The sequence below is a fragment of the Mycobacterium innocens genome (assembly GCF_900566055.1).
GTDB lineage: Bacteria > Actinomycetota > Actinomycetes > Mycobacteriales > Mycobacteriaceae > Mycobacterium > Mycobacterium innocens.
The window spans coordinates 1-23,775 of record NZ_UPHQ01000197.1 but is presented as its reverse complement, the minus strand read 5'-3'; the positions used below and the strand labels follow the sequence as shown (position 1 = coordinate 23,775).

General features: G+C 65.8%; 24 protein-coding genes, 1 tRNA gene and 4 pseudogenes. 24 read left to right on the top strand and 5 right to left on the bottom strand.

Annotated elements, in window-relative coordinates; all coding sequences use genetic code 11:
* The first annotated feature begins 151 nt into the window (after positions 1 to 151).
* Positions 152 to 2,779 carry an alpha-glucan family phosphorylase gene (glgP, locus tag EET03_RS19255; RefSeq protein ID WP_075541305.1) on the top strand — a complete coding sequence of 876 codons (2,628 nt, stop codon included), beginning with the start codon at positions 152 to 154 and terminating at the stop codon, positions 2,777 to 2,779.
* On the opposite strand, the gene EET03_RS19250 is transcribed toward glgP, so the two are convergent.
* Together EET03_RS19250 and EET03_RS19245 are read right to left on the bottom strand one after the other, a co-directional pair.
* Positions 2,780 to 4,765, bottom strand: a complete 1,986-nt coding sequence (locus EET03_RS19250) for an ATP-dependent DNA helicase (protein WP_099193670.1) — start codon at positions 4,763 to 4,765, stop codon at positions 2,780 to 2,782.
* A gap of 34 nt (positions 4,766 to 4,799) precedes the next feature.
* Positions 4,800 to 6,116, bottom strand: coding sequence for a nicotinate phosphoribosyltransferase (locus tag EET03_RS19245; RefSeq protein ID WP_063472377.1), 1,317 nt, complete (start codon positions 6,114 to 6,116; stop codon positions 4,800 to 4,802).
* A gap of 66 nt (positions 6,117 to 6,182) precedes the next feature.
* On the opposite strand from EET03_RS19245, the gene clpS reads away from it, so the two are divergent.
* The 16 genes and pseudogenes from clpS (at position 6,183) to rdgB (ending at position 15,852) form a co-directional block, all read left to right on the top strand.
* Positions 6,183 to 6,488: an ATP-dependent Clp protease adapter ClpS gene (gene clpS, locus EET03_RS19240; protein WP_075541307.1), complete on the top strand. Its 306-nt coding sequence runs from the start codon at positions 6,183 to 6,185 to the stop codon at positions 6,486 to 6,488.
* Between the two features lie 24 nt (positions 6,489 to 6,512).
* Positions 6,513 to 7,100 (top strand): oxidative stress transcriptional regulator AosR, encoded by a 588-nt coding sequence (aosR, locus tag EET03_RS19235; RefSeq protein WP_075541308.1) that lies wholly within the window; start codon positions 6,513 to 6,515, stop codon positions 7,098 to 7,100.
* Between the two features lie 16 nt (positions 7,101 to 7,116).
* A complete protein-coding gene (locus tag EET03_RS19230) occupies positions 7,117 to 8,190 on the top strand; it encodes a P1 family peptidase (RefSeq protein WP_075541309.1) in 1,074 nt (357 codons plus the stop codon).
* Complete coding sequence (locus EET03_RS19225) at positions 8,171 to 8,605, top strand: M67 family metallopeptidase (protein ID WP_279637720.1); 435 nt, start codon at positions 8,171 to 8,173, stop codon at positions 8,603 to 8,605. Before EET03_RS19230 ends, EET03_RS19225 begins: the two co-directional genes overlap by 20 nt.
* A gap of 52 nt (positions 8,606 to 8,657) precedes the next feature.
* Positions 8,658 to 8,930, top strand: coding sequence for a MoaD/ThiS family protein (locus EET03_RS19220; RefSeq protein ID WP_036400290.1), 273 nt, complete (start codon positions 8,658 to 8,660; stop codon positions 8,928 to 8,930).
* Positions 8,931 to 8,939: 9 nt separating this feature from the next.
* Positions 8,940 to 9,911: a cysteine synthase gene (locus EET03_RS19215; protein ID WP_075541310.1), complete on the top strand. Its 972-nt coding sequence runs from the start codon at positions 8,940 to 8,942 to the stop codon at positions 9,909 to 9,911.
* Positions 9,912 to 9,966: 55 nt separating this feature from the next.
* Positions 9,967 to 10,041: pseudogene (locus EET03_RS31765) on the top strand (16S rRNA (guanine(966)-N(2))-methyltransferase RsmD); the annotation flags it as partial.
* Entirely contained in the window at positions 10,038 to 10,706 is a 669-nt protein-coding gene (locus EET03_RS19210) for a rhomboid family intramembrane serine protease (protein WP_075541311.1), read from the top strand. The pseudogene EET03_RS31765 and the gene EET03_RS19210, both read left to right, overlap by 4 nt.
* Entirely contained in the window at positions 10,703 to 11,518 is an 816-nt protein-coding gene (gene murI, locus EET03_RS19205; RefSeq protein WP_075541312.1) for a glutamate racemase, read from the top strand. The genes EET03_RS19210 and murI overlap by 4 nt, the downstream gene beginning before the upstream one ends.
* Before the next feature lie 70 nt (positions 11,519 to 11,588).
* Positions 11,589 to 12,362: a cyclic nucleotide-degrading phosphodiesterase gene (locus EET03_RS19200; RefSeq protein ID WP_208649091.1), complete on the top strand. Its 774-nt coding sequence runs from the start codon at positions 11,589 to 11,591 to the stop codon at positions 12,360 to 12,362.
* A gap of 32 nt (positions 12,363 to 12,394) precedes the next feature.
* A pseudogene (locus tag EET03_RS19195) lies at positions 12,395 to 12,842 on the top strand (helix-turn-helix transcriptional regulator).
* 5 nt (positions 12,843 to 12,847) lie between these two features.
* Positions 12,848 to 13,280 (top strand): annotated as a pseudogene (locus EET03_RS19190) (VOC family protein).
* A pseudogene (locus EET03_RS19185) lies at positions 13,277 to 13,424 on the top strand (DUF1801 domain-containing protein); the annotation flags it as partial. The pseudogenes EET03_RS19190 and EET03_RS19185, both read left to right, overlap by 4 nt.
* A 152-nt stretch (positions 13,425 to 13,576) precedes the next feature.
* Positions 13,577 to 14,356: a ribonuclease PH gene (gene rph / locus EET03_RS19180; RefSeq protein WP_063472369.1), complete on the top strand. Its 780-nt coding sequence runs from the start codon at positions 13,577 to 13,579 to the stop codon at positions 14,354 to 14,356.
* A 260-nt stretch (positions 14,357 to 14,616) separates the two neighbouring features.
* Positions 14,617 to 15,216, top strand: coding sequence for a DUF4395 domain-containing protein (locus EET03_RS19175; RefSeq protein ID WP_244232442.1), 600 nt, complete (start codon positions 14,617 to 14,619; stop codon positions 15,214 to 15,216).
* 33 nt (positions 15,217 to 15,249) lie between these two features.
* Positions 15,250 to 15,852, top strand: coding sequence for an RdgB/HAM1 family non-canonical purine NTP pyrophosphatase (rdgB, locus tag EET03_RS19170; protein ID WP_208649090.1), 603 nt, complete (start codon positions 15,250 to 15,252; stop codon positions 15,850 to 15,852).
* Between the two features lie 245 nt (positions 15,853 to 16,097).
* Here the strand turns inward: rdgB and EET03_RS19165 are convergent, their stop codons facing one another.
* On the bottom strand, positions 16,098 to 16,451 hold the full coding sequence (locus EET03_RS19165; protein ID WP_075541314.1) for a DUF3817 domain-containing protein: 354 nt from the start codon (positions 16,449 to 16,451) through the stop codon (positions 16,098 to 16,100).
* Complete coding sequence (locus EET03_RS19160; protein WP_075541315.1) at positions 16,448 to 16,822, bottom strand: hypothetical protein; 375 nt, start codon at positions 16,820 to 16,822, stop codon at positions 16,448 to 16,450. The genes EET03_RS19165 and EET03_RS19160 overlap by 4 nt, the downstream gene beginning before the upstream one ends.
* A 338-nt stretch (positions 16,823 to 17,160) precedes the next feature.
* On the opposite strand from EET03_RS19160, the gene EET03_RS19155 reads away from it, so the two are divergent.
* From EET03_RS19155 to EET03_RS19150, 3 genes are all read left to right on the top strand, one after another.
* Positions 17,161 to 17,244: transfer RNA gene (locus tag EET03_RS19155), tRNA-Leu, on the top strand.
* Positions 17,245 to 17,549: 305 nt separating this feature from the next.
* Entirely contained in the window at positions 17,550 to 17,693 is a 144-nt protein-coding gene (locus EET03_RS30365) for a hypothetical protein (protein WP_167470665.1), read from the top strand.
* Entirely contained in the window at positions 17,694 to 18,095 is a 402-nt protein-coding gene (locus EET03_RS19150; protein WP_075541316.1) for a DUF4267 domain-containing protein, read from the top strand.
* A 138-nt stretch (positions 18,096 to 18,233) separates the two neighbouring features.
* Here EET03_RS19150 and EET03_RS19145 read toward each other — a convergent pair whose 3' ends face one another.
* Positions 18,234 to 19,394, bottom strand: a complete 1,161-nt coding sequence (locus tag EET03_RS19145; protein WP_075541317.1) for an acyl-CoA dehydrogenase family protein — start codon at positions 19,392 to 19,394, stop codon at positions 18,234 to 18,236.
* Positions 19,395 to 19,465: 71 nt separating this feature from the next.
* On the opposite strand from EET03_RS19145, the gene fabG reads away from it, so the two are divergent.
* The 4 genes from fabG to EET03_RS19125 form a co-directional block, all read left to right on the top strand.
* On the top strand, positions 19,466 to 20,209 hold the full coding sequence (fabG, locus tag EET03_RS19140; protein ID WP_099193668.1) for a 3-oxoacyl-ACP reductase FabG: 744 nt from the start codon (positions 19,466 to 19,468) through the stop codon (positions 20,207 to 20,209).
* A complete protein-coding gene (locus tag EET03_RS19135) occupies positions 20,206 to 21,417 on the top strand; it encodes an acetyl-CoA C-acetyltransferase (protein WP_075541319.1) in 1,212 nt (403 codons plus the stop codon). The genes fabG and EET03_RS19135 overlap by 4 nt, the downstream gene beginning before the upstream one ends.
* 2 nt (positions 21,418 to 21,419) lie before the next feature.
* Positions 21,420 to 22,631, top strand: coding sequence for a CoA transferase (locus EET03_RS19130; protein ID WP_075541320.1), 1,212 nt, complete (start codon positions 21,420 to 21,422; stop codon positions 22,629 to 22,631).
* Positions 22,624 to 23,775: acyl-CoA dehydrogenase family protein (locus tag EET03_RS19125; RefSeq protein ID WP_122508809.1), on the top strand; the 1,152-nt coding region annotated here is incomplete at its 3' end. The genes EET03_RS19130 and EET03_RS19125, both read left to right, overlap by 8 nt.

The following is a 23,775-nucleotide window of genomic DNA, read 5'->3' as shown; positions in this document are numbered from 1 at the left end:
GCAACAGCGGTGTCGCCGGGGTGTCCTTCGTGTGTCGTTGTCTGCTCGTCTTAGCGCCCCATACCCACCCTAGTGTCCGGCCACACCGGCGGGGCCCAACCTGTCACCGAGTAGCCCGCTCTGACCGAAATCCTCAGTAAGGTAAAGACGCGTGAAAGCCCTCCGCCGGTTTACTGTCCGTGCTCATCTGCCCGACCGTCTTGCCGCGCTGGACCAACTGTCGACCAACCTGCGGTGGTCCTGGGAAAAGTCCACCCAGGACCTGTTCGCGAGCATCGACCCGGCACTGTGGGCCAGCTGCGGCAATGACCCGGTGGCGGTGCTGGGTGCGGTCAAACCGGCACGCCTGGACGAATTGGCGCTCGACGAAGAATTCCTGCGCCGGCTCGACGAGCAGGCGGCCGATCTGGCCGACTACCTGAGCCGCCCACTGTGGTATCAGCAGCACGAGCAGGGGTATCAGCAGCAAGAGCAGGCGGGTGTCCCCGGAGCATCCGGGCCGTGCCTGCCCACCAGCATCGCGTACTTCTCGATGGAGTTCGGCATCGCCGAGGTGCTGCCCAATTACTCCGGCGGCCTTGGGATTCTGGCCGGCGACCATCTCAAGGCCGCGTCCGACCTGGGGCTGCCGCTGATCGCGGTCGGTCTGTACTACCGCTCCGGATATTTTCGGCAGTCGCTGACCGCCGACGGCTGGCAGCAGGAGACCTATCCGTCGCTGGACCCGCACGGGCTGCCGTTGCGCCTGCTCACCGACGCCAACGGTGATCCGGTGCTGGTCGAGCTGGCGCTGCCGGATTTCGAGCAGCTGCGGGCGCGGATCTGGGTTGCCCAGGTGGGCCGGGTGCCGTTGCTGCTGCTGGATTCCGATATTCCGGAAAACGAGCACGAGCTGCGCGGCGTGACCGACCGCCTCTACGGGGGTGACCAAGAACACCGGATCAAGCAGGAGATCTTGGCCGGTATCGGCGGGATAAGGGCCATTCGCGCGTTCACCGCCATCGAGGGATCGCCGGCCCCCGAGGTATTCCACATGAACGAGGGCCACGCCGGATTCCTGGGAGCCGAACGCATCCGGGAACTCATCACCGACTCGGGATTGGACTTCGATACCGCGCTGACGGTGGTGCGGTCCAGCACGGTGTTCACCACGCACACTCCGGTGCCCGCCGGTATCGACCGGTTCCCGGTGGACATGGTGCAGCGTTACTTCGGCGATGACGAGCCGACGCTGCTGCCGGGCGTGCCGACCGATCGCATCCTGGGGCTGGGCGCCGAGGACGATCCCACCAAGTTCAACATGGCCCACATGGGTCTGCGGCTGGCACAACGGGCCAACGGTGTCTCGCTGCTGCATGGCAGGGTCAGCCGGGCCATGTTCAACGAGCTGTGGCCCGGATTCGACCACGACGAAGTACCGATCGGGTCGATCACCAACGGGGTGCACGCCCGCAGCTGGGCCGCACCACAATGGCTGCAATTGGGCCGCGAACTGGCCGGTTCGGACTCGTTCGCCGAGCCCGCCGTCTGGCTGCGGCTACAGCAGGTGGATGCCGGCCACCTGTGGTGGATCCGGTCACAGCTGCGCTCGTTGCTGGTGGAGGACGTGCGGGCGCGGCTGCGGCAATCGTGGTTGGAACGCGGTGCCTCCGAAGCCGAATTGGGCTGGATCGCAACGGCCTTCGATCCGAACGTGTTGACCATCGGGTTTGCCCGCCGGGTTCCGACGTACAAGCGGCTGACCCTGATGCTGCGTGATCCGGATCGACTCGAGAAGCTGCTGCTGGACCACGAACGGCCGATACAGCTGATCGTGGCAGGCAAGTCGCATCCGGCCGACGATGGGGGAAAGGCGCTGATCCAGCAGGTGGTGCGGTTCGCCGACCGGCCGCAGGTGCGCCACCGCATCGCGTTCTTGCCCAACTACGACATGTCGATGGCCCGGTGGTTGTATTGGGGCTGCGACGTGTGGCTGAACAACCCGTTGCGGCCGTTGGAAGCGTGCGGAACGTCAGGGATGAAGAGCGCGCTCAACGGCGGGCTGAATCTGTCCATCCGTGACGGCTGGTGGGACGAATGGTACGACGGCGAAAACGGTTGGGAGATACCGTCTGCCGACGGCGTGGCAGATCCGGAACGACGCGATGACCTGGAGTCCAATGGGCTCTACAACCTGTTGGAACAGGCGGTGGCGCCGAAGTTTTACGAGCGTGACGAACGCGGCGTGCCGCCGCGATGGATGGAGATGGTGCGGCACACCCTGCAGACCTTGGGACCGAAAGTGCTGGCTTCTCGCATGGTGCGCGACTACGTCGAGCACTACTACGCTCCGGCGGCGCAATCGTGGCGCAAGACCATCGGTGTTGCGGGTGACGGCACCGAGTTCGCCGGGGCCCGCGAGCTGGCCGCCTACCGGCGGCGGGCCGCAGCAGCGTGGCCGCGTATCGAGATCACCGACGTGGACAGCGCCGGGCTGCCCGATACTCCGCTGCTCGGCTCGAAGCTGACCTTGACCGCAATCGTGCAACTGGCCGGCCTGCAGCCCGACGAGGTTACGGTGCAAGCGGTGCTGGGCAGGGTCGACGCCGGCGATGCGCTGGTGGACCCGGCCACCGTCGAAATGTCGCATACCGGCACCGACGGTGTGAGCCACATCTTCTCGACGACAACGCCGCTGCCGCTGGCGGGGGCCGTCGGCTACACCGTGCGAGTGCTGCCTCGCCATCCGATGCTGGCCGCCGGCAATGAGCTCGGGCTGGTCACCCTCGCCGGGGGCTGATCAGCCGGCGGCCGACAATCGCCGCAGCGCCGCGCGGACCTGGGTGGGGTTGGTGGTCTGCCAGAACGGGGGCAGCGAGGCTTGCAGGTAGTCCCCGTAGCGGGCGGTCACCAGTCGCGAGTCCAGCACCGCCACCACCCCACGGTCGCTGACCCGGCGCAACAGCCGACCCGCGCCCTGTGCCAGCAGCAGCGCCGCATGATTGGCGGCGACCGTCATGAAGCCGTTGCCGCCGCGGGCCGCCACCGCGCGCTGGCGGGCGCTCAGCAGTGGGTCGTCCGGGCGGGGGAACGGGATGCGGTCGATCAGGACCAACGACAGCGACGGTCCGGGTACGTCGACGCCCTGCCATAACGACAGGGTGCCGAACAGCGAGGTGGCGGCGTCGGCGGTGAACTGCTCGACCAGTGCGGAGGTGCTGTCGTCGCCCTGGCACAACACCGGTGTGGAAAGCCGTTCGCGCATGGCTTCCGCGGCGGCGCGCGCCGCGCGCATCGAGGAGAACAGGCCAAGGGTCCGCCCGCCGGCCGCGGTGACGAGTTCGGCGATTTCGGTCAGCTGCTCGGCCGACCCGGTTCCGTCACGGCCGGGGGGCGGAAGATGGGCCGCCACGTAGAGGATCCCCGACTTCGCGTGCTGGAACGGCGATCCCACGTCCAGCCCACGCCACGGTGTGTCCGAAGGCTTGTCCGAGGATCTGTCTGAAGGCAGGCCCCAGGCCGCCGCCATCGCGTCGAAGGTCCCGCCGATTGCCAGCGTCGCCGAGGTCAGCACCGTCGTCGAACGGGCGAATACGGCAGTGGCCAGCAGGTTGGCGACCGACAGCGGAGCCACCCGCAGCACGCTGCGTGGCGAACCGCGGTTCTCCTCATGGTCGAGCCAGACCACGTCGGTGCGGTCGGGGATCGCCGGTGCGAAGGACGTCAGTATTCGCGACGCGGTATCGCAGATCTCGGTCAGGGCCGCCGCGGCTTCGGCGCGGGCCGACGCCGCGTTCGCGTCGCTGGTGCTGTCGATCGCCGAGCGGGCTGCGCCGGCCGCGTCGCGTAGCGCCGTCAGGTATGTCGCCAACTCGTCATCGAGGTAATCGATGCGCCCGGGTGGCGCGTCGTGGATCGCCGAGGTGAAGGTCGCCGACGCTCCTTCCAACCGCTCGAGCACTTCCGGGGCGACCAGCCGAGCGATCCGCCGCGCGGCCACACCGAGGGTTGCCGACGTCAGCTCCGCGGTGGCCACCGAGGTCACCCGGTCGGCCAGTTCGTGCGCCTCGTCGACCACCAGGAGGCGGTGTTCGGGCAGCACCGAGGATTCGGCAACGGCGTCCACGGCCAGCAACGCATGATTGGTGACGACGATATCGGCGGCACCCGCCCGCGCGCGTGCCCGTTCGGAGAAGCACTCGGAGCCATACGGGCACCGGGCCACGCCGATGCATTCCCGCGCGGAGACGCTGACCTGCGACCACGACCGATCGGCCACGCCGGGTTTGAGGTCGTCGCGGTCTCCGGTGCCGGTTGTGGCCGACCATTCGGTGAGCCGTTGCACGTCGCGGCCCAGCGCGGTCACGGCCATGGGGTTGAAGAGTTCCTCCTGCGGCTCGCCGGCCGCGTCGGCGGCCGCGCTGCCGTTGTGAATCCTGTTGAGGCACAGGTAGTTTCCCCGCCCTTTGAGCAATGCGAACTGCGGCCGGCGGGGCAGGGAAGCGGCGAGCGCATCGGCGAGCCGGGGTAGGTCGCGATCGACGAGTTGCCGCTGCAGGGCGATTGTTGCGGTAGACACCACGACGGGCTCGTCGTCGCCGACCGCACGGACAATCGCCGGAATCAGGTACGCCAGGGACTTACCGGTGCCGGTGCCGGCCTGGACGACGAGGTGCTCGCCGGTTGCGAAAGCCTGGGCCACGGCGTTGGCCATCTCCAGCTGGCCGCGGCGTTCGCTGCCGCCCAGCGCTGCCACGGCGACGGCCAGCAACTCGGGAACAGACACCTCAGGCGTGGTTACTCCCTTGTCGAGTCGAATCTCAGGGCGTGATAGTCAGGGTCGGAATGGCCGGCTCGCCGGCCGCTAATTTCAGTCCCTCCCAGGGCAGGCTCCCCAGCCCGGACGCCACCAGCTTGCGGGCGGCCGCCAGCGCACTGCCACCGGTATCGGCTACCACGTCCCCACCGCGAACCAGCGGGGTGGTCAACACTCGGTGCGGCTCGGTGGTGGTCGGTGGGCGCCCCGCCGGATGCACGATTTCTTCGGTGATGGTGCCCGCCGGCTTCGACCGCCGCAGCGCTTCTTTGTGGCCGCCGCGGGATTCCTTGTGGCTGCTGCGTTTTTGCACCGGAATGCCGTCGACCTCGACCAGTTTGTACACCATGTTCGCGGTCGGTGCACCCGAGCCGGTGACCAGCGACGTCCCGACACCGTAATGATCGACCGGCTCCGCGCGCAGCGCCGCGATGGCGAACTCGTCGAGATCGCCGGACACCATGATGCGGGTCTGGTTGGCGCCGAGTTGGTCGAGCTGCTCCCGGGCTTGGCGGGCCAGCACGCCCAGCTCGCCTGAGTCGATGCGGACCGCGCCGAGCCCGGTACCGGCGGCCGCGACAGCGTTGGCGATACCGGTCGTCACGTCGTAGGTGTCGACGAGCAGCGTCGTGTCCGGGCCCAGCGCCTCGACCTGGGCGCGGAATGCGGCTAACTCTGACACCGCCGCGGGGCTGTCCCGGTGCGCGTACAGCATCGTGAACGCGTGGGCAGCGGTGCCTTCGGTGGGTATCCCGTAGCGTCGCTGAGCTTCCAGATTGGACGAGCCGGCGAAGCCTGCGAGATAAGCGGCCCGGGCGGCGGCGACCGCGGCGCGCTCATGTGTCCGGCGTGAGCCCATTTCGACCAGCGGGCGGCCTCCGGCGGCGCTGACCATCCGCGCTGCCGCGGATGCGATGGCCGTGTCGTGGTTGAAGATCGACAGCACCAGCGTTTCCAGCAGCACGCATTCGGCGAAACTGCCGTGCACCGAGAGCACCGGGGAACCGGGGAAGTACAGTTCGCCTTCCGGGTAGCCGTCGATATCGCCGCAGAAGCGAAAATCCCGGAGGTAGCCCAGGGTCTCGGGGTCGAGGAACTGGGCCAGCAACTCGCACGCGTCGTCGTCGAACCTGAACTGCGGCAACAGCTCCAGCAGTCGACCGGTTCCGGCCACCACCCCATACCGTCGGCCGGCGGGAAGCCGGCGGGCGAACACTTCCCACGTGGTCCGGCGATTGGCTGTGCCGTCGCGCAGCGCGGCCGCGAGCATGGTCAGCTCGTACTTGTCGGTCAGAAGCCCAGCGGGGACCGAGTCATTCACCCCGCAACCGTATCGGTTCGTGTCGGGGTCTCGGTATCCACCGCGGTGGCTCGCTATCCTATGGCTATGGTCGTCGCATCAGCGCCCGCCAAGCCCGGATCGACCGGGCAACGCGAGTCCGCGCCGGTCGATGTGACGGCCAGTCCGTGGGTGACTATCGTCTGGGACGACCCGGTCAACTTGATGAGCTATGTGACGTACGTGTTCCAAAAGTTGTTCGGCTACAGCGAGCCGCATGCCACCACGCTGATGCTGCAGGTGCACAACGAGGGAAAGGCAGTGGTCTCGGCCGGCAGCCGGGAAGCCATGGAGGTCGATGTGTCCAAACTGCACGCCGCCGGATTGTGGGCGACGATGCAGCAGGACCGGTGAGCTTCGAGGGTATCCGGATCCAGCGTGCGCAAATGGAAGCGCGTCGAAACCCGCAATGGCCCCCGTTTTCGGTCGGCCTTGGCGCCCCACGAGGCAGCGCTGCTCAAGAATCTGGTCGGCGCGATGGTCGGTTTGTTCGACGAACGCGAATCGACCACTCCGACAGACGAACTCGAAGAGATTACCGGCATAAAGACCGGGCACTCCGACCGTCCCGGTGACCCGACGCTGCGTCGGCTGCTGCCGGATTTCTACAAGCTGGATCCCGGCGACCCGATGACCCTCGATGCCTCCGAGACGCTCAACGCCGCCCTTCGCAGTCTGCATGAGCCGGCGATCATCGACGCCAAACGCGGTGCCGCACAGCAGTTGCTGCAGACGGTCCCGGAGAACGGCGGTCGGTTCGAGCTGACGGAGTCCGATGCCAACGCCTGGGTTGCTGCCGTCAACGACTTGCGGCTGACTCTTGGAGTACTGCTCAACGTCGGCCCGCAAGGGCCCGAGCGGCTGCCGGTTGACCATCCCATGGCGGCGCATTACGACGTCTACCAATGGTTGACAGTTCTGCAGGAGTACCTCGTCCTGGTGCTGATGGGTAAACCCGCCGGATGATCGCGACGGCAACCGGATGAACGCCATCACCGACGTCGGCGGCATCCGCGTCGGCCACCACCAGCGGCTTGATCCCGACGCGTCCCTCGGCGCCGGCTGGGCTTGCGGCGTCACCGTTGTGCTGCCGCCACCCGGAACGGTCGGTGCGGTCGACTGCCGCGGAGGTGCGCCCGGAACCCGCGAGACCGACCTGCTGGATCCGGTCAACAGTGTCCGCTTCGTGGACGCGGTGCTGCTCGCCGGCGGCAGCGCCTATGGCCTGGCCGCCGCCGACGGTGTCATGCGCTGGCTCGAGGAACATCAACGCGGTGTCGCTGTCGGTTTGGGGGGCGCCGGGGTGGTGCCCATTGTCCCGGCCGCGGTGATCTTCGACCTGCCGGTCGGGGGCTGGAATTGCCGGCCGGGAGCTGACTTCGGCTATCTGGCCTGCGAAGCGGCCGGTGCTGTCGCCGACGGCGGCGAGGGTGCGGCCGTCGCCGTCGGGACCGTAGGCGCTGGCGTGGGCGCGCGCGCCGGCCTCCTCAAGGGCGGCGTCGGCACGGCGTCGACCACGCTGCCGTCCGGCGTGACCGTCGGCGCGGTCGTCGTGGTGAACTCGGTGGGCAACGTCGTCGATCCGGCGACCGGCCTGCCGTGGATGGCGGAGCTGATCGACGAGTTCGAGCTGTCCAAACCGCCTCCCGAGCAGGTCGCGGCGTTGGCGCAGCTGCCGACGGAGTCGAGCCCCATGAACACCACCATTGCGGTGGTCGCGACGGACGCGGCTCTTAGTCCGGCGGCGTGCCGGCGCGTCGCGATCGCGGCTCACGACGGGCTGGCCCGCTCGATCCGGCCGGCCCACACGCCGCTGGACGGCGATACCGTCTTCGCGCTGGCCACCGGTGCGGTCGAGGTGCCGCCGGACCCCGGGTTACCCGCCGCTCTCTCGCCGGAGACGGGGCTCGTCAGCGCGGTGGGAGCGGCCGCCGGCGATTGCCTGGCCCGAGCGGTATTGGCTGGTGTCATCGCCGCCGCGCCGGTGGCCGGAATACCGAGCTACCGCGCCATGTTGCCTGCAGCATTCCGAACACGTGCGGAAGGGAACGGCTGAGGTGCTGGTGATTCGTGCCGACCTGGTCGATGCGATGCTCGCCCATGCGCGCCGCGATCACCCTGACGAAGCCTGTGGGGTGCTGGCAGGGCCGGAGGGTTCCGACCGTCCCCAGCGCCATATCCCGATGACCAATGCGGAGCGCTCGCCGACGTTCTACCGTTTCGATTCCGGCGAGCAGCTCCAGGTGTGGCGATCCATGGAAAGCGCGAACGAAGTGCCGGTTGTCATCTATCACTCGCATACGGCGACCGAGGCCTACCCGAGCCGCACGGACGTCAGCCTGGCCGCGGAACCGGAGGCGCACTATGTGCTGGTGTCCACCCGTGATGCCGAGCGTTGCGAGCTACGTAGCTATCGCATCGTCGCCGGTGCCGTCACCGAAGAGCCTGTCCATATCGTCGAGCAGTATTGAACATCTGTGAAGGTCCCCGGAAAGTCCCCGGAAAAGTGCGAGGAAGGCCTGCATGAGCGTCACCGTGTCCATCCCGACCGTCCTGCGACCACACACGGATGGCCAGAAGCGCGTCTCCGCGAACGGCGACACGCTCGGCGCGGTCATCAACGACCTCGAGGCCAACTACGCGGGCATCTCCGAGCGGCTGATCGATAACGGCAAACTGCACCGCTTTGTGAACGTCTACGTGAACGACGAGGATGTGCGGTTCTCCGGTGGTCTGGACACCGTGCTATCCGACGGCGACTCGGTCACCATCCTGCCCGCCGTCGCGGGCGGGTAAGCGGAGCGCATGGCGCGATACGACTCGCTGCTACAGGCCCTGGGCAACACCCCGCTGGTGGGTCTGCGGCAGCTGTCCCCACGCTGGGTGGACGAGGCCGACGCAGTCCACGTGCGGTTGTGGGCCAAGCTCGAAGACCGCAATCCGACCGGATCGATCAAAGACCGGCCGGCGCTGCGGATGATCGAACAGGCCGAACTAGACGGGCGGTTGTCGCCCGGCGCCACCATCATCGAGCCCACCAGCGGCAACACCGGTATCTCGCTGGCGATGGCGGCGCGGTTGAAGGGCTACCGGCTGATATGCGTGATGCCCGAGAACACCTCGATGGAACGGCGTCAGCTGCTGGAGCTCTATGGCGCGAGAATCATTTTTTCGCCGGCCGAGGGCGGATCCAATACAGCGGTGGCCGCCGCCAAGGAGCTTGCCGCCGCCAACCCGTCGTGGGTGATGCTGTACCAGTACGGCAATCCGGCCAACACGGACGCGCATTACTGCGGCACCGGTCCCGAGTTGCTGGATGACCTACCCGAGATCACCCATTTCGTCGCCGGCCTGGGCACCGCCGGCACGCTGATGGGTACCGGCCGGTTTCTGCGTGAGCGGGTTCCCGGCATTCAGATCGTGGCCGCCGAGCCACGCTACGGCGAGGGGGTGTACGCGCTGCGCAACATCGACGAGGGCTTTGTCCCCGAACTGTATGACCCTGAGGTGCTGACCGCGCGATACTCGGTGGGCGCGCACGACGCGGTGCGCCGTACCCGTGAACTGGCGGCAGCCGAGGGCATCTTCGCGGGTATCTCGACGGGCGCGGTGCTGCACGCCGCACTGGGAATCGCGGCCAATGTCGTCCAGTCGGGTAACCGCGCCGACATTGCCTTGGTGGTTGCCGACGCAGGGTGGAAGTATCTGTCGACCGGCGCCTATGCCGGTAGCCTTGCTGATGCCGAGAACGCTCTGGAAGGGCAGCTGTGGGCATGACTCGCGCCGGCGACGATGCGGAGTGAAACGACGAGGAGGAGCGGCGCCAATGACCCGCGCCGGCGACGATGCAGTGGGGGCACCGCCCGCTTGCGGGGGACGAAGCGATGAGGAGGAGCGGCGCCAATGACCGGGTATCCGCGCACACCCGCGAAGCAACCGGAAAAGCGGCCGCGCTGGATCGTCGGCGGGGCGACCATCCTCACCTTCGTCGCGCTGCTGTATCTCGTTGAACTGATCGACCAGCTGACGCGGCATTCGCTGGACGTCAACGGCATCCGCCCGCTGAAAACCGACGGGTTGTGGGGCATCGTTTTCGCGCCGCTGCTGCATGCCAACTGGGCACACCTGATGGCCAACACCATTCCCTTACTGGTGTTGGGATTCCTGATGACGCTGGCCGGGTTGTCGCGGTTCGTCTGGGCGACGGTGATCGTGTGGATTCTGGGCGGATTCGGCACCTGGCTCATCGGAAATGTGGGCAGCAGCTGCGGTCCGACCGACCACATCGGAGCGTCCGGGCTGATCTTCGGCTGGCTGACCTTTCTGCTGGTGTTCGGCCTTTTCGTGCGCAAGGTCTGGGACATCGTCATCGGTTTGGTGGTCTTGTTCTTCTACGGTGGCGTCTTGCTGGGAGCCTTTCCGCGGCTGGGCATGTGCGGCGGGGTGTCATGGCAGGGCCATCTGTGCGGTGCGCTTGCCGGCGTGGTGGCGGCATATCTCTTGTCGGCACCGGAGCGTAAAGCCCGCGCACTGAAGAAGGCCGGCAACCGGCAGTTGCGTCCGAAGACATGAGCTCGCCGTTGGCGCCCGTCGGAATCTTCGACTCCGGCGTCGGCGGACTGACCGTCGCGCGGGCCATCATCGACCAACTGCCCGACGAAGACATCATCTACGTCGGTGACACCGGCAACGGCCCCTACGGTCCATTGACCATCCCGGAGATCCGCGCACACGCGTTGGCCATCGGCGACGACTTGGTCGACCGGGGTGTCAAGGTTTTGGTGATCGCCTGCAACTCGGCGTCCGCGGCCTGCCTGCGAGACGCGCGGGAGCGATACGACGTGCCCGTCGTCGAGGTGATCCTGCCGGCCGTACGCCGCGCGGTTGCCGCCACCCGCAACGGTCGCATCGGGGTCATCGGCACTCGCGCGACCATCACCTCCCACGCCTACCAAGACGCGTTCGCCGCCGCGCGCGACACCGAGATCACCGCGGTGGCCTGTCCGCGGTTCGTGGATTTCGTCGAGCGTGGCGTCACCAGCGGCCGTCAGGTGCTGGGGCTGGCGGAGGGTTACCTGGAGCCGTTGCAGCGTGCCGGGGTGGACACTCTGGTGCTCGGTTGTACGCACTACCCGCTGCTGTCCGGACTCATTCAACTGGCCATGGGAGACCACGTCACGCTGGTCTCGAGCGCCGAGGAGACCGCCAAAGAAGTTCTCCGGGTGCTGACCCAGAGCGACCTGCTGCGCCCGCACGATGCGCCGCCGGCTACCCGGGTGTTCGAAGCCACCGGCGACCCGGAAGCGTTCACCCGGCTCGCGGCGCGATTCCTCGGGCCGGCGATTACCGTTGTGGAAGCCGTTCATCATCCGCCTGTCAAATAGCGGTACGCGAGATTCTGCTCACCTATTGCGGCAATGTTTTTCTCATCGCGGTAATGGGCATGGCACAGTAGTGTCCGTGCTAATAACCGTGCTCGGATGCTCCGGCAGCGTCGTGGGTCCGGATTCGGCCGCGTCGGGTTATCTGCTTCGGGCTCCGGACACCCCGCCGATGGTCATCGACTTCGGTGGCGGTGTGCTCGGCGCACTGCAACGACACTTGGATCCCGGGTCGGTGCATGTGCTGTTGTCGCATCTGCACGCGGACCACTGTCTGGATATGCCGGGCTTATTCGTATGGCGCCGTTATCACCCAACGCCTCCCAAGGGCAAGGCGTTGTTATACGGCCCGAGCGACACCTGGTCGCGTCTGGGGGCAGCGTCGTCGCCCTACGGCGGCGAGATCGACGATTGCTCGGACATCTTCGCCGTCCACCACTGGGTGGACGGCGAGCCGGTGACGTTCGGCGCGGTTACCGTGGTGCCCCGGGTCGTTGCCCACCCGACCGAGTCCTACGGCATGCGCTTTACCGATTCCACCGGCGCGTCATTTGCCTACAGCGGCGACACCGGCATCTGTGACCAGCTCGTCGAGTTGGCTCGCGGCGTCGATGTCTTTCTGTGCGAGGCCTCCTGGACACACTCCCCGGACCGTCCGCCGGACCTACATCTGTCCGGCACTGAAGCCGGAAGGGCCGCGAGGCGGGCCGGCGTCCGCGAGCTCCTGCTGACCCACATTCCGCCATGGACATCGCGCGAGGACGTCATCAGTGAGGCCAAGGCCGAGTTCGACGGACCAGTACACGCGGTGGTGTGCGGCGAGACTTTCGAAGTCCGGCGGGCCTGAAGCTCGCTGGCGAAGGCGGTGGTTCGGCGCAGGTGAGCACACCGGCAGAGGTTCAGCGCTTACGAGACCTCAAGCTGCTGCGGCGCGCTCGGGACAGGATCGACCGCGAGTATGCACAGCCGCTGAACGTCGACGCGCTCGCCCGAAGCGTGAATATGTCTGCCGGGCATTTCAGCCGCCAGTTCAAGCTGACCTATGGCGAATCGCCGTATTCGTATCTCATGACGCGGCGCATCGAGCGCGCGATGGCGCTCTTGCGTCGCGGCGACCTTAGCGTCACCGAGGTTTGCTTCACTGTTGGTTGCTCATCGTTGGGCACCTTCAGCACTCGCTTTACCCGAACTGGTCGGCATGCCACCCAGCCTTTATCGAGAGCGCACATCAGGCGCCGCAAAGGGCATTCCGGCGTGCCTGGAGAAGCAGGTGACCCGACCGATCAGGAATCGAGAAGCCTCGGTTACCGAGCTGCACCTAGCGTGAGCGTCATGGACATCACCATTCACTCGAGCTCCTTCCGCGACCCGGAGGAATCGCTGGTCTTCGATCGCGACATGCTGGGCTTCGAGGTCCGCCTCGACGTCGGCAAGGGCAAGGTGCGCTGGGACACGGTCGGTCCTCCCCATCGGCCCGACACCTCCATCGTCTTGTACCCCGCCGAATGCCACCCCCGGCATCACCGACGAGGAGCGCCGCACCATTGCCGAGATGATGGCCAAAGGCAGCTACGGCACCCTGCTCTTGGCAACCAAAGATCGCGATGCCACCTTTGAACGGCCGCAGACCTGCCTGCACGACGGCCAAGGCGAGGTGATTCAGGAGCCGACGGATCAGCCGTACGGGGTTCGAGACTGCGCACTGCGTGATTCTGCCGGCAACCTGATCCGCATTCAACAGTTCGCAGTTGAGCTGAACCCATGAGCGACGCAACGCAGAATATCGATGCGCGGATGGCTGAGCTGGGCCGACTGGCGGGGCGACACGCTCGCGCGGATCCGCACGCTCATCAAGCAGACCGATCCGAACGTCATCGAGGAATGGAAGTGGCGCGGCTTTCCCGTCTGGTGAATACCCGTTGGTTGAGCGTCGTGTGCGGCCCACGCTGGGACACACGGCAGCCGACCGCTTGAACCCAAGGCACGTGGCGACGCCGTGGACGCACACTCGACGCCGTGGACGCACGCTCGATGGGGACGGTGCCCGCTAGGGTTGGCGTCGTGTCGAAACGAGAAGACGGCCGCCTCGACGACGAGCTTCGTCCGGTGGTCATCACCCGCGGGTTCACCGAAAACCCTGCAGGCTCGGTGCTGATTGAGTTCGGTCGCACCAAGGTCCTGTGTACCGCCAGCGTCACCGAGGGGGTTCCGCGCTGGCGCAAGGGATCAGGCGTGGGATGGCTCACCGCCGAATACGCAATGTTGCCATCGGCCACTCATACGCGCTCGGACCGCGAATCGGTCAAGGGGCGAGTCGGTGGCCGCACCCAGGAAATCAGTCGACTGGTCGGTCGGTCGCTGCGCGCGTGCATCGACTTGGCGGCCTTGGGGGAGAACACCATTGCGGTCGACTGCGATGTGTTGCAGGCCGACGGCGGTACCCGCACGGCAGCCATCACGGGTGCCTATGTGGCGCTGGCGGACGCAGTGACCTACCTGGCGGCGGCCGGCAAACTATCTGATCCCCGGCCGTTGTCGTGCGCCATCGCCGCGATCAGTGTGGGGGTGGTCGACGGCCGGATCCGGGTTGACCTGCCGTACGAGGAAGATTCCCGAGCCGAGGTCGATATGAATGTCGTCGCCACCGACACCGGGACTCTGGTGGAGATCCAGGGCACCGGCGAGGGCGCGACGTTCCCGCGGTCGACGCTGGACAAGCTGCTCGACATGGGGCTGGGCGCGTGCGACAAATTGTTCGCCGCTCAGCGGGAGGCGTTGGCGCTGCCGTATCCAGGTGTCCTGCCCGAAGGACCGCCACCGCCGAAGGTGTTCGGAAGCTGACCCTGGTAATCCACCAATCGGAACACTCAAGCCTCAATGGCCGGAGTGTTGGTCAACTTAACAAACGGTGCGTCGTTCATGGAGACGATGTCTTTGCTGCCGGTCACCGGCAGTGCGGCGCCGCTAGGCTTGATCGGCCGTAGCGTTTGCCTTTGTCGTCGACTCAATGCGGCTGGCTAGAGGTGCGCACAATACCGTTATGATAAGCTTCTCGACGTCTAATTGAGTTTTGTCAAAACCAATTGCTTTAGGATTAATTGATGGCCAGCCGGCAAGTCCCACTTGAACATGCCTTTCTCAACCACCCGTGGTGGGCAATGGGACAGATGACGCGTGCACATGCGGAACCGCGCATCAACGAAACCGCGACCCGCGCAAGAGCGGGTTTGCTAAATATTATCTCTGCAATCACGATCGCATTATTGCTGATGCGTCCGGAAACCGATCCGGTGATCATTGTTGGTCCGCTCGTGCTTTTTGATATGTTGGCTGCGGCGGCTACCGGATTAACTCCATTCAGCCCCACTGGCATTCTGGGTACCGCGTTGACAATGGGAATTCGTCCGGTGTGGAAACCAACGCGGCCGAAACGGTTTGCATGGTTGCTCGGTGGCAGTTTAGCGGCGACATGTCTTGCCATGCGCCTGTTCGGCGCGTCGTCCGTAGCGATGGCGGCTGTTGTTGCGGTCTGTTTTGTCCTGACGTGGTTAGAGGCCACGCTGGGATTTTGCGTGGGCTGTTACATGCACAAATTGATTTGGGGTTGTGAAGACTGCGAAGTCCCTTATCTCAGGGGAATGGCACCACGACCAGCACTAAACCAGGAAAGTCCAGCAATCAACCTGGAAAGTCGCGCGTAGGCCCGGGGCCGTTATGACTATGTTTCGGATTGATTGGTGACCAACCTGCTGGTTGCCAGCCGCAACCCCAAGAAGCTGGCCGAACTGCGCAGGGTGCTGGACGGTGGCGGATTGTCGGGGGTGACATTGGTGTCGCTCAACGACGTCGCGTCATTCGACGAGACACCCGAAACCGGTGCGACATTCGAGGACAACGCGCTGGCCAAGGCGCGCGACGCGTTCGCCGCGACCGGTCTGGTCAGCGTCGCCGACGACTCCGGTTTGGAGGTGGCGGCACTCAACGGCATGCCCGGGGTGCTGTCGGCCCGGTGGTCCGGCAACCACGGCGACGACGCGGCCAACACCGCCCTGCTGCTGGCCCAGTTGCGCGATGTACCCGACGGGCGGCGCGGTGCGGCATTCGTCTCGGCCTGCGCATTGGTCTCGGCGTCCGGCGAAGTCGTGGTGCGTGGCCAGTGGCCCGGCATGATTGCGCGGGAGCCACGCGGTGACGGCGGGTTCGGCTACGACCCCGTCTTCATTCCCGACGGCTATCAGCGGACCGCGGCGCAGCTAAGCCCCGAGGAGAAGGATGCGATGTCGCATCGCGGCCGCGCGCTGAGGCTGCTGTTGCCGGAGTTGCGAGCCCTCGCCTAAGACAGTGCCGATGTAGTGCCGTCAGCTGTTGGGCGACGGCGGGCCTGGTCACATCAGTCACTTGAGTCGCCTCGGGGTCGGATGGTCGTTGTGCCCACCTAACAGCGACAATCCCGTTGTGCGCCTTGGCTTGTCGCTCATAGGCGAGCAAATTGTGTACCTGCTTCGCCGGAACGAATGTTAAGGACGTGGCTGGCACAGCCCGGTACTCCGCGGAGCGCGGCAGCCAGACCGGCATCGCCCCTCTAGAGGTTGTAGCGCGCCTTGACGTCCCTGGTTTGGAAATGTTCGACGATGATGCCCAGTAGCGGGATGGTGCCGGCGAGCAGGACACCGACTGTCTTACCGATCGGCCAGCGAACTTTCACGGCGAGATTGAAAGCGGCCAACACGTAGACGAAGTAAACCCAACCGTGCACGATCTCGATCCAGCGGATCTCGTGGTGGAAGACCAGATGCGAGATCAGTTCATAACACAGGGCGATGAGCCAGATACCCGTCGTCCACGCCATCACGCGATAGCCGAGCAGCGCGGTGCGGATCTTTTCCGTAGGAAAGATAGTGTTCCGCTGCGTTTCGGGTGTCTCAGGCGTCGTCATGCGCTGTTCCTGTTCTGCCTCTCGGCATCGTGCTTCGCGAGTTCGGCCAAGTATGCGTTGTACTCCTGTAGGGCAGGATCGTCGGAGGGCTGTGGCACGGGCTTGGGCCGTTCGGGCAACAGACCGGGTGGTATCTCGGTCATGGCGTTTGGCGGCTCCGGCGGTACCTTTTCATAGCGAACAAACTTGCGGTACGCGTAGATGCAGAACCAGGCGAACATCGGCCACTGCAATGCGTATCCCAGGTTCTGGAAGGTGCCGGACACCGACTGGAATCTGGTCCACTGCCACCAGCCCAAGGCCAGGCAGCCGCACGCGGTGACGATCGCCAGGGCGATCAGCGCGGGCCTGCGACGATGCGTAGTCGACACACTTAGACGGTACCGCGACGATGCGTCATGACTTGGGTCCGTCGAACTCGTCGAGACGCGCGACCGTGGAAAATGACGGTTTGCGGTACACGGCGATGATGTAATGGCTCGATCGTGTCCAGGGGACCCAAGTCGTCGAGTGCCCCGGTGATCAAGTCCAGGATGTAACGCTTCGCCCTGGCGATCGTTGGCGACTAGCCGGCACCCGTCGCTGTCGATCAATCCGCAACCAACTCCACGGATCGCGCCTGCGGGCTCCTTTCGGCGTGCTGAACCCAAGGTAGGAGAGACCACTGACCGACTCGCCTGGCGAGCCGGGCGGTACGATCGGCAACGCTGCGGGCGTGGCGGAATTGGCATACGCGATGGTTTTAGGTGCCATTGCTCGAGAGAGCTTGAGGGTTCGAGTCCCTCCGCCCGCACCCTTGCGATTGTGTGTTGGTCGACGATCGCTGGCCCCAGGGTGGTGAGGTGCAACCGGGAGACAGGCGAATCCCCGCTATGCCGTGATGTGACGCCTCAGCAGCTGGAAAGAGTATTCAGCTAGCGCCCGGTCCGCGGCTTCGGTCTGGCGGGCGGCAAGCCCGATCTTAATTTAACTTGCTTGAATCCGCGGCTCAGCTCAGCAATCGAAAAACCTGACCGGGTGACGGTCACCGAGCACTATCGAACTCCGGCGTCAGCGGCTACTCACCGTGAAACCTGTTGGCGCAATTGCCGGCTGCGAGTGCCAGCGGCCGTTCTGATTGCCCCGCACCGGGATTTGCCCTTTGCCGCTTTGGCCGACCGCGGCGACGACAACGAGCTGGGGATGCTGCGACAGGGTTGCCTGGCAATCCGCGACGTCCTGGCCGGCACGCGTCTCATCTGAATGCGCATGATCTATGTTCATGAAATGGCGACTTATTCCACTGCACGTATTGCGCTTGGCGCAACCCGCGCTGCCGTCGGTCTCGGCAGCTGGCTCGCCCCGGACCTGACGGCGCGGCTATTCGGCATTGACCCCGTGACCGCAAATCGCTTCCTGACAAGGCTTTTCGGTGCCCGGGAACTCGCCCTGGCGGTGGCGTTGCTCGCGGCCCCGCCCGGTGCGGTTCGGGCGGTCGCGGCGGCGGGCGCGGCGATCGACACGGTCGACGTAATCGCAGGATTTGATGAGGGCCGGCGCGGAAACCTCAGCACACAGGCGATTCTGTTGGGCGCAGGCGGCGCACTGGTTTTCGCCGCGCTAGGGTCTTCCGTGGCGTGCGAGAGCGGCTCGGACGACGGCTGAGCGATGCGGCATCGCCCTACGCTCAACTGCGCGGCGAGTCGAGGCGATAGTAGATGGTGCCGCCCAGTCGTTGGGCTACCGCCAGCAGCAGGGCGATCTGACGATCCGCGATCTGGCTGACGCCGTACGGCGCCGAGTTCAGCGCTGCGCCGCTCGGGCCAGGTTCGACCCGACGATCAGCCGCTGAATCTCGCTGGTGCCCTCGTACAGTCGCAGCAGCCGAACATCGCGGTAGATGCGTTCCACCGGGACGCCACGCATGTAGCCACTGCCACCATGAATCTGCACCGCGAGATCGGCTGCCTTGCCGGCCATTTCGGTGCAGAAGAGCTTCGCCGCCGACGGCGCGATGCGGCGGTCCTCTCCTGACACCCACAGCCGCGCCGCATCGCGAACCAGCGCGCGTCCGGCCAGCACGCCGGTCTGCTGATCGGCCAGCATCGCCTGCACCAACTGGAAGTTCCCGATCGGCGTGCCACCCTGCGTCGCGGTCGTGGCATAGGCCACGGATTCGTCGAGTGCCCGCTGAGCCGTGCCGACCGCGATCGCGGCGATATGCACCCGGCCGCGTGCCAACGACGTCAGGGCAGCTCGATAGCCGATATCCTCGCTGCCGCCGATCAGCGCCTCGGCGTCGACCCGGACGTCGTTGAAGTTGACGTCGGATGTCCAGGCCCCTTCCTGGCCCATCTTGGCGTCCTTGACACCGACATCAACTCCTGCCGCGTCCGCGGGAACCAGGAAGACCGCGATGCCGGCGCCCCGCTCGTCGGCCGGCCTGGTCCGCGCGAACACGATGAACAGACCAGCCACCGGTGCATTGGTGATAAAGCGCTTTTGCCCCGAGATCACCCAATTGCCGTTGTCCCGAACGGCTTTGGTGCGAAGTCCGGCCGGGTTGGACCCGGCGCCGGGTTCGGTCAGTGCGAAGGAGGCGACTACGTCGCCGGAGGCCATCGGTACCAGCCAGCGGGCTTTCTGCTCGTCGGTGCCGAAGCCGACCAGTACCTGCCCGGCGATGCCGTTGTTGGTGCCGAACATCGACCGCAGCGCCAGCGAGGTGTAGCCCAATTCCATGGCAAGTTCGACATCCTGCGGCAGGTCGAGGCCAAGCCCGCCCCACTCCTGTGGAATCGCGTAGCCGAACAATCCCATCTTCTTGGCATGCTCACGCAGGTCGTCCGGCACCCGATCGTTGTCCAGGATCTCCTGCTCACGCGGAATCACGGCGGTGCGGACGAAGTGACGGGTCTGGGCCAGGATCTGCTGAAAGTCCTCGTCGTTGACTGTCACGGGCATCGCCTCATCATATATGAAATATTATACTTGAACGGTGAGTGCCCGGCTGCGGGCAGGACAGTGAGGAATAGTTGATGTCATTGCTGAACGGTCAGACCGCGGTGGTCACCGGCGGAGCCCAAGGACTGGGCTTGGCCATTGCCGAGCGATTCGTCACCGAGGGCGCGCGCGTCGTGCTCGGTGATGTGAATCTCGAAGCGACCGAGGCCGCGGCCGAGAAGCTGGGCGGCGATGCAGTAGCCGCGGCTGTACGGTGCGACGTGACCAAAGCCGACGAGGTCCAAGCGCTCATCCGCACGGCCGTGGAGCTTTTCGGCGGTCTCGACGTCATGGTCAACAACGCCGGCATCACCCGAGACGCGACCATGCGCAACATGACCGAGGAGCAGTTCGACCAGGTCATCAACGTGCATCTGAAGGGCACCTGGAACGGCACCCGGCTGGCGGCCGCCATCATGCGCGAAAACAAGCGGGGCGCGATCGTGAACATGTCCTCGGTGTCGGGCAAGGTCGGGATGGTGGGCCAAACCAATTACTCCGCGGCTAAAGCCGGAATCGTCGGGATGACCAAGGCCGCCGCCAAAGAGCTTGCCCACGTGGGTGTTCGAGTGAACGCGATCGCCCCCGGATTGATTCGCTCGGCGATGACGGAAGCAATGCCGCAACGCATTTGGGACCAGAAATTGGCCGAGGTCCCAATGGGCAGAGCGGGCGAGCCCAGCGAAGTCGCCAGCGTCGCCTTGTTTTTGGCCTCTGACCTGTCCTCGTACATGACTGGAACGGTGCTGGATGTCACCGGCGGGCGGTTCATATGAATGACGCTGTCATCTGTGAGCCGGTCCGTACGCCGATCGGCCGCTACGGCGGGATATTCAAGTCGGTCAGTGCCGTTGATCTCGGTGTCGCCGCGCTCAACGGACTGCTGCACCGCACCGGTCTGCCGCCCGATGCGGTGCAGGACGTGATTCTGGGGCACTGCTATCCCAGCAGTGAGGCACCGGCCATCGGCCGGGTGGTCGCATTGGATGCCGGGCTGCCGGTCACGGTTCCCGGTATGCAGGTCGACCGCCGCTGCGGTTCGGGCCTGCAGGCCGTGATCCACGCCTGCCTGCAGGTGAGCAATGGCGATAACGACCTCGTCATCGCCGGCGGCTGCGAAAGCATGAGCAATGTCGCGTTCTATTCCACCGATATGCGCTGGGGTGGCGCCCGCGGTGGCATCCGGGTGCACGACGGGCTGGCTCGTGGCCGCACCACGGCCGGGGGCCGGCATCATCCGGTGCCCGGTGGGATGCTGGAGACCGCCGAGAATTTGCGCCGCCGGTACGGCATTTCGCGGTTGGAGCAAGACGAACTCGCGGTGACGTCGCATCGGCGGGCGGTCACCGCGCAACAGGACGGCATCCTGGCCGCGGAGATCATTCCGGTCGCAGTGCCCACCCGCCAGGGCGAGGAGCTAATCGGCACCGACGAACCTCCCCGCGCCGACACGACGCTTGAGTCGCTGAGTAAGCTCAAACCCGTTCTGCTGAAACACGATCCGGAGGCCACGGTAACAGCCGGCAACGCCAGCGGCCAAAACGATGCGGCATCGATGTGCGTGGTCACCACGCCGGCCAAAGCCGCCGAGTACGGCTTGCGGCCGTTGGTCCGTTTGGTGTCCTGGGGGCTGGCGGGGGTGGCGCCCGACATCATGGGCATCGGTCCGGTGCCCGCGACCGAGGCCGCACTCGCCAAGGCGGGCCTGCGGCTGGCCGACATCGATCTCATCGAACTCAACGAAGCGTTCGCCGCGCAGGCGCTTGCGGTGATGCGGGAGTGGAACTTCGGTGCCGCCGACCGAGAACGCACCAACGTGCACGGCTCCGGCATCTCGTTGGGTCATCCCGTCGGCGCGACCGGCGGCAGGATGTTGGCGACCCTGGCGCGTGAACTGGACCGCCGCCAGGCGCGCTATGGCCTGCAGACCATGTGCATCGGTGGGGGTCAGGGGCTGGCCGCCGTCTTTGAGCGGGTCGCATAGACATGCAAGGTCGCGCGTTGCCGTTGAGCGGCATCAGCATCGTCGAGGTTTCCAGCTTCGTGGCCGCACCGCTGTGCGGCATGACGCTCAGTCAGCTTGGTGCACAGGTGATCCGCGTGGATCCGATCGGCGGTGCTGCCGACGTGCAGCGCTGGCCGCTCGCTGCATCCGGAACGTCGATCTACTGGACGGGTCTGAACAAGGGAAAGCGTTCGGTGACCGTGGATCTACGCTCGGTGGAAGGACAGCAGCTGGTGCAGCGGTTGGTCATCGAGGGCGACGGCATCGTCGTGACCAACGCCGGCTTTCCCTGGCTCAGCCATGAGCTGCTGGCCGCCCGGCGTTCCGACGTCATCCACCTCCAGCTACTCGGGCGAAGCGACGGGTCTACCGCTGTCGACTACACCGTCAACGCGGCCACCGGCTTCCCGCTGGTCACCGGTCCGGTCGGCCATGCCGGCCCGGTCAACCATGTGCTGCCGGCCTGGGACGTCTGTTGCGGTCTGTATGCCGCGCTCGCCGTCGTCGCTGCGGTGCGGCGCCGCGACCAGACCGGGATGGGGGCTCGGGTCAGTCTGGCGCTGGAAGACGTTGCGCTGGCGACGGCGGGAAACCTGGGGCTGTTGACCGAGCCGCAGGTCAATGGGACGCAACGGCAGCGCCTGGGCAATGCCGTCTACGGCCAGTACGGCCAGGACTTCACCAGCCGCGACGGGTTCGGGTTCATGGTTGTCACGTTGACCGGACGGCACTTTCGCGATCTGGTCGACGTGACCGGCACCGGGGCGGCGGTGTCGGCGCTGGCCGAGGCGCTGGGTGTGGACTTCGCCGCTGAAGGCGACCGGTACCGCTACCGCGATGTCCTCACGGGCCTTTTCGCGACCTGGTTCGGCGACCACACCGGCGACGAGATCACTGCGGCACTGTCGGGTACCACCGTGCTCTTCGAACGCTACCGCAGCTTCGCGCAGGTGGCTGCGAGCCCGAAAGTGACTGCCAACCCGCTGTTTTCCCTACTGCACCAGCCCGAAGTCGGTGATCACCTGGCCCCCGGCATCCCGACGGCGTTCGATGGCGTCCACCCGGCCAGCACACCCGCAGCGGCACTCGGACAGGACACCGCGCAGGTGTTGACCGAGTGCCTCGGACTGACGGCCGCCGACATCGCGCGATTGTCGAGCGCCAAGACGATAGGAACGCCAGCGCATGACTAGACTTGCCAAGACCCTCGGGCTGACCGAGTTGCAAACCGAAATCATCACTACCGTGCGGCAATTCGTCGACAAAGAGATCATTCCCAACGCGCCGGAGCTGGAGCGTGCCGACGCCTATCCGCAGGCCATCGTCGACCAGATGCGGGGCATGGGCTTGTTCGGCCTGATGATCTCCGAAGAATACGGCGGACTGGGAGAGTCGTTGCTGACTTACGCGTTGTGTGTCGAAGAGCTGGCGCGTGGCTGGATGAGCGTGTCGGGTGTGCTCAACACCCACTTCATCGTGGCCTACATGCTGCGCCAGCACGGCACCGACGAGCAGCGGCAGCGCTTCCTGCCGCGGATGGCAACCGGCGAGTGCCGCGGCGCGTTCTCGATGTCCGAGCCGGAACTGGGCTCCGACGTCGCTGCGATCCGCACCCGGGCCCGCCGCGATCCCGGTGGCGACTACGCCATCGATGGCCAGAAGATGTGGCTGACCAACGGCGCCAGTTCGACGCTGGTGGCGGTGCTGGTGCGCACCGATGAAGGCGCAGCCAAGCCGCACCGCAACCTGACCGCGTTCCTCGTCGAAAAGCCAACGGGTTTCGGTGAAGTGGCTCCGGGCTTGGTGATCCCCGGAAAGATCGACAAACTGGGCTACAAGGGCATCGATACCACCGAACTCATCTTCGACGGTTATCGGGCACCCGCCGACGACATCCTTGGCGGCATCCCGGGGCAGGGCTTCTTCCAGATGATGGACGGCATCGAAGTCGGTCGGGTGAACGTTGCGGCGCGAGCCTGTGGTGTCGCCATTCGAGCCTTCGAGCTCGCGGTGCGGTACGCGCAGCAACGCCACACATTCGGCAAGCCGATCGCCGAGCACCAGGCCATCGCTTTCCAGTTGGCCGAGATGGCGACCAAGGTCGAAGCGGCACACCTGATGATGGTCAACGCGGCGCGGCTGAAAGACTCGGGCGAGCGCAACGACGTCGCCGCCGGAATGGCGAAATACCTTGCCAGCGAATACTGTTCGGAAGTCACCCAGCAAAGCTTCCGCATCCACGGCGGTTACGGATACTCGACGGCCTACGAGATCGAGCGGCTGATGCGCGATGCACCGTTCCTGCTGATCGGCGAGGGAACCAGCGAAATACAGAAG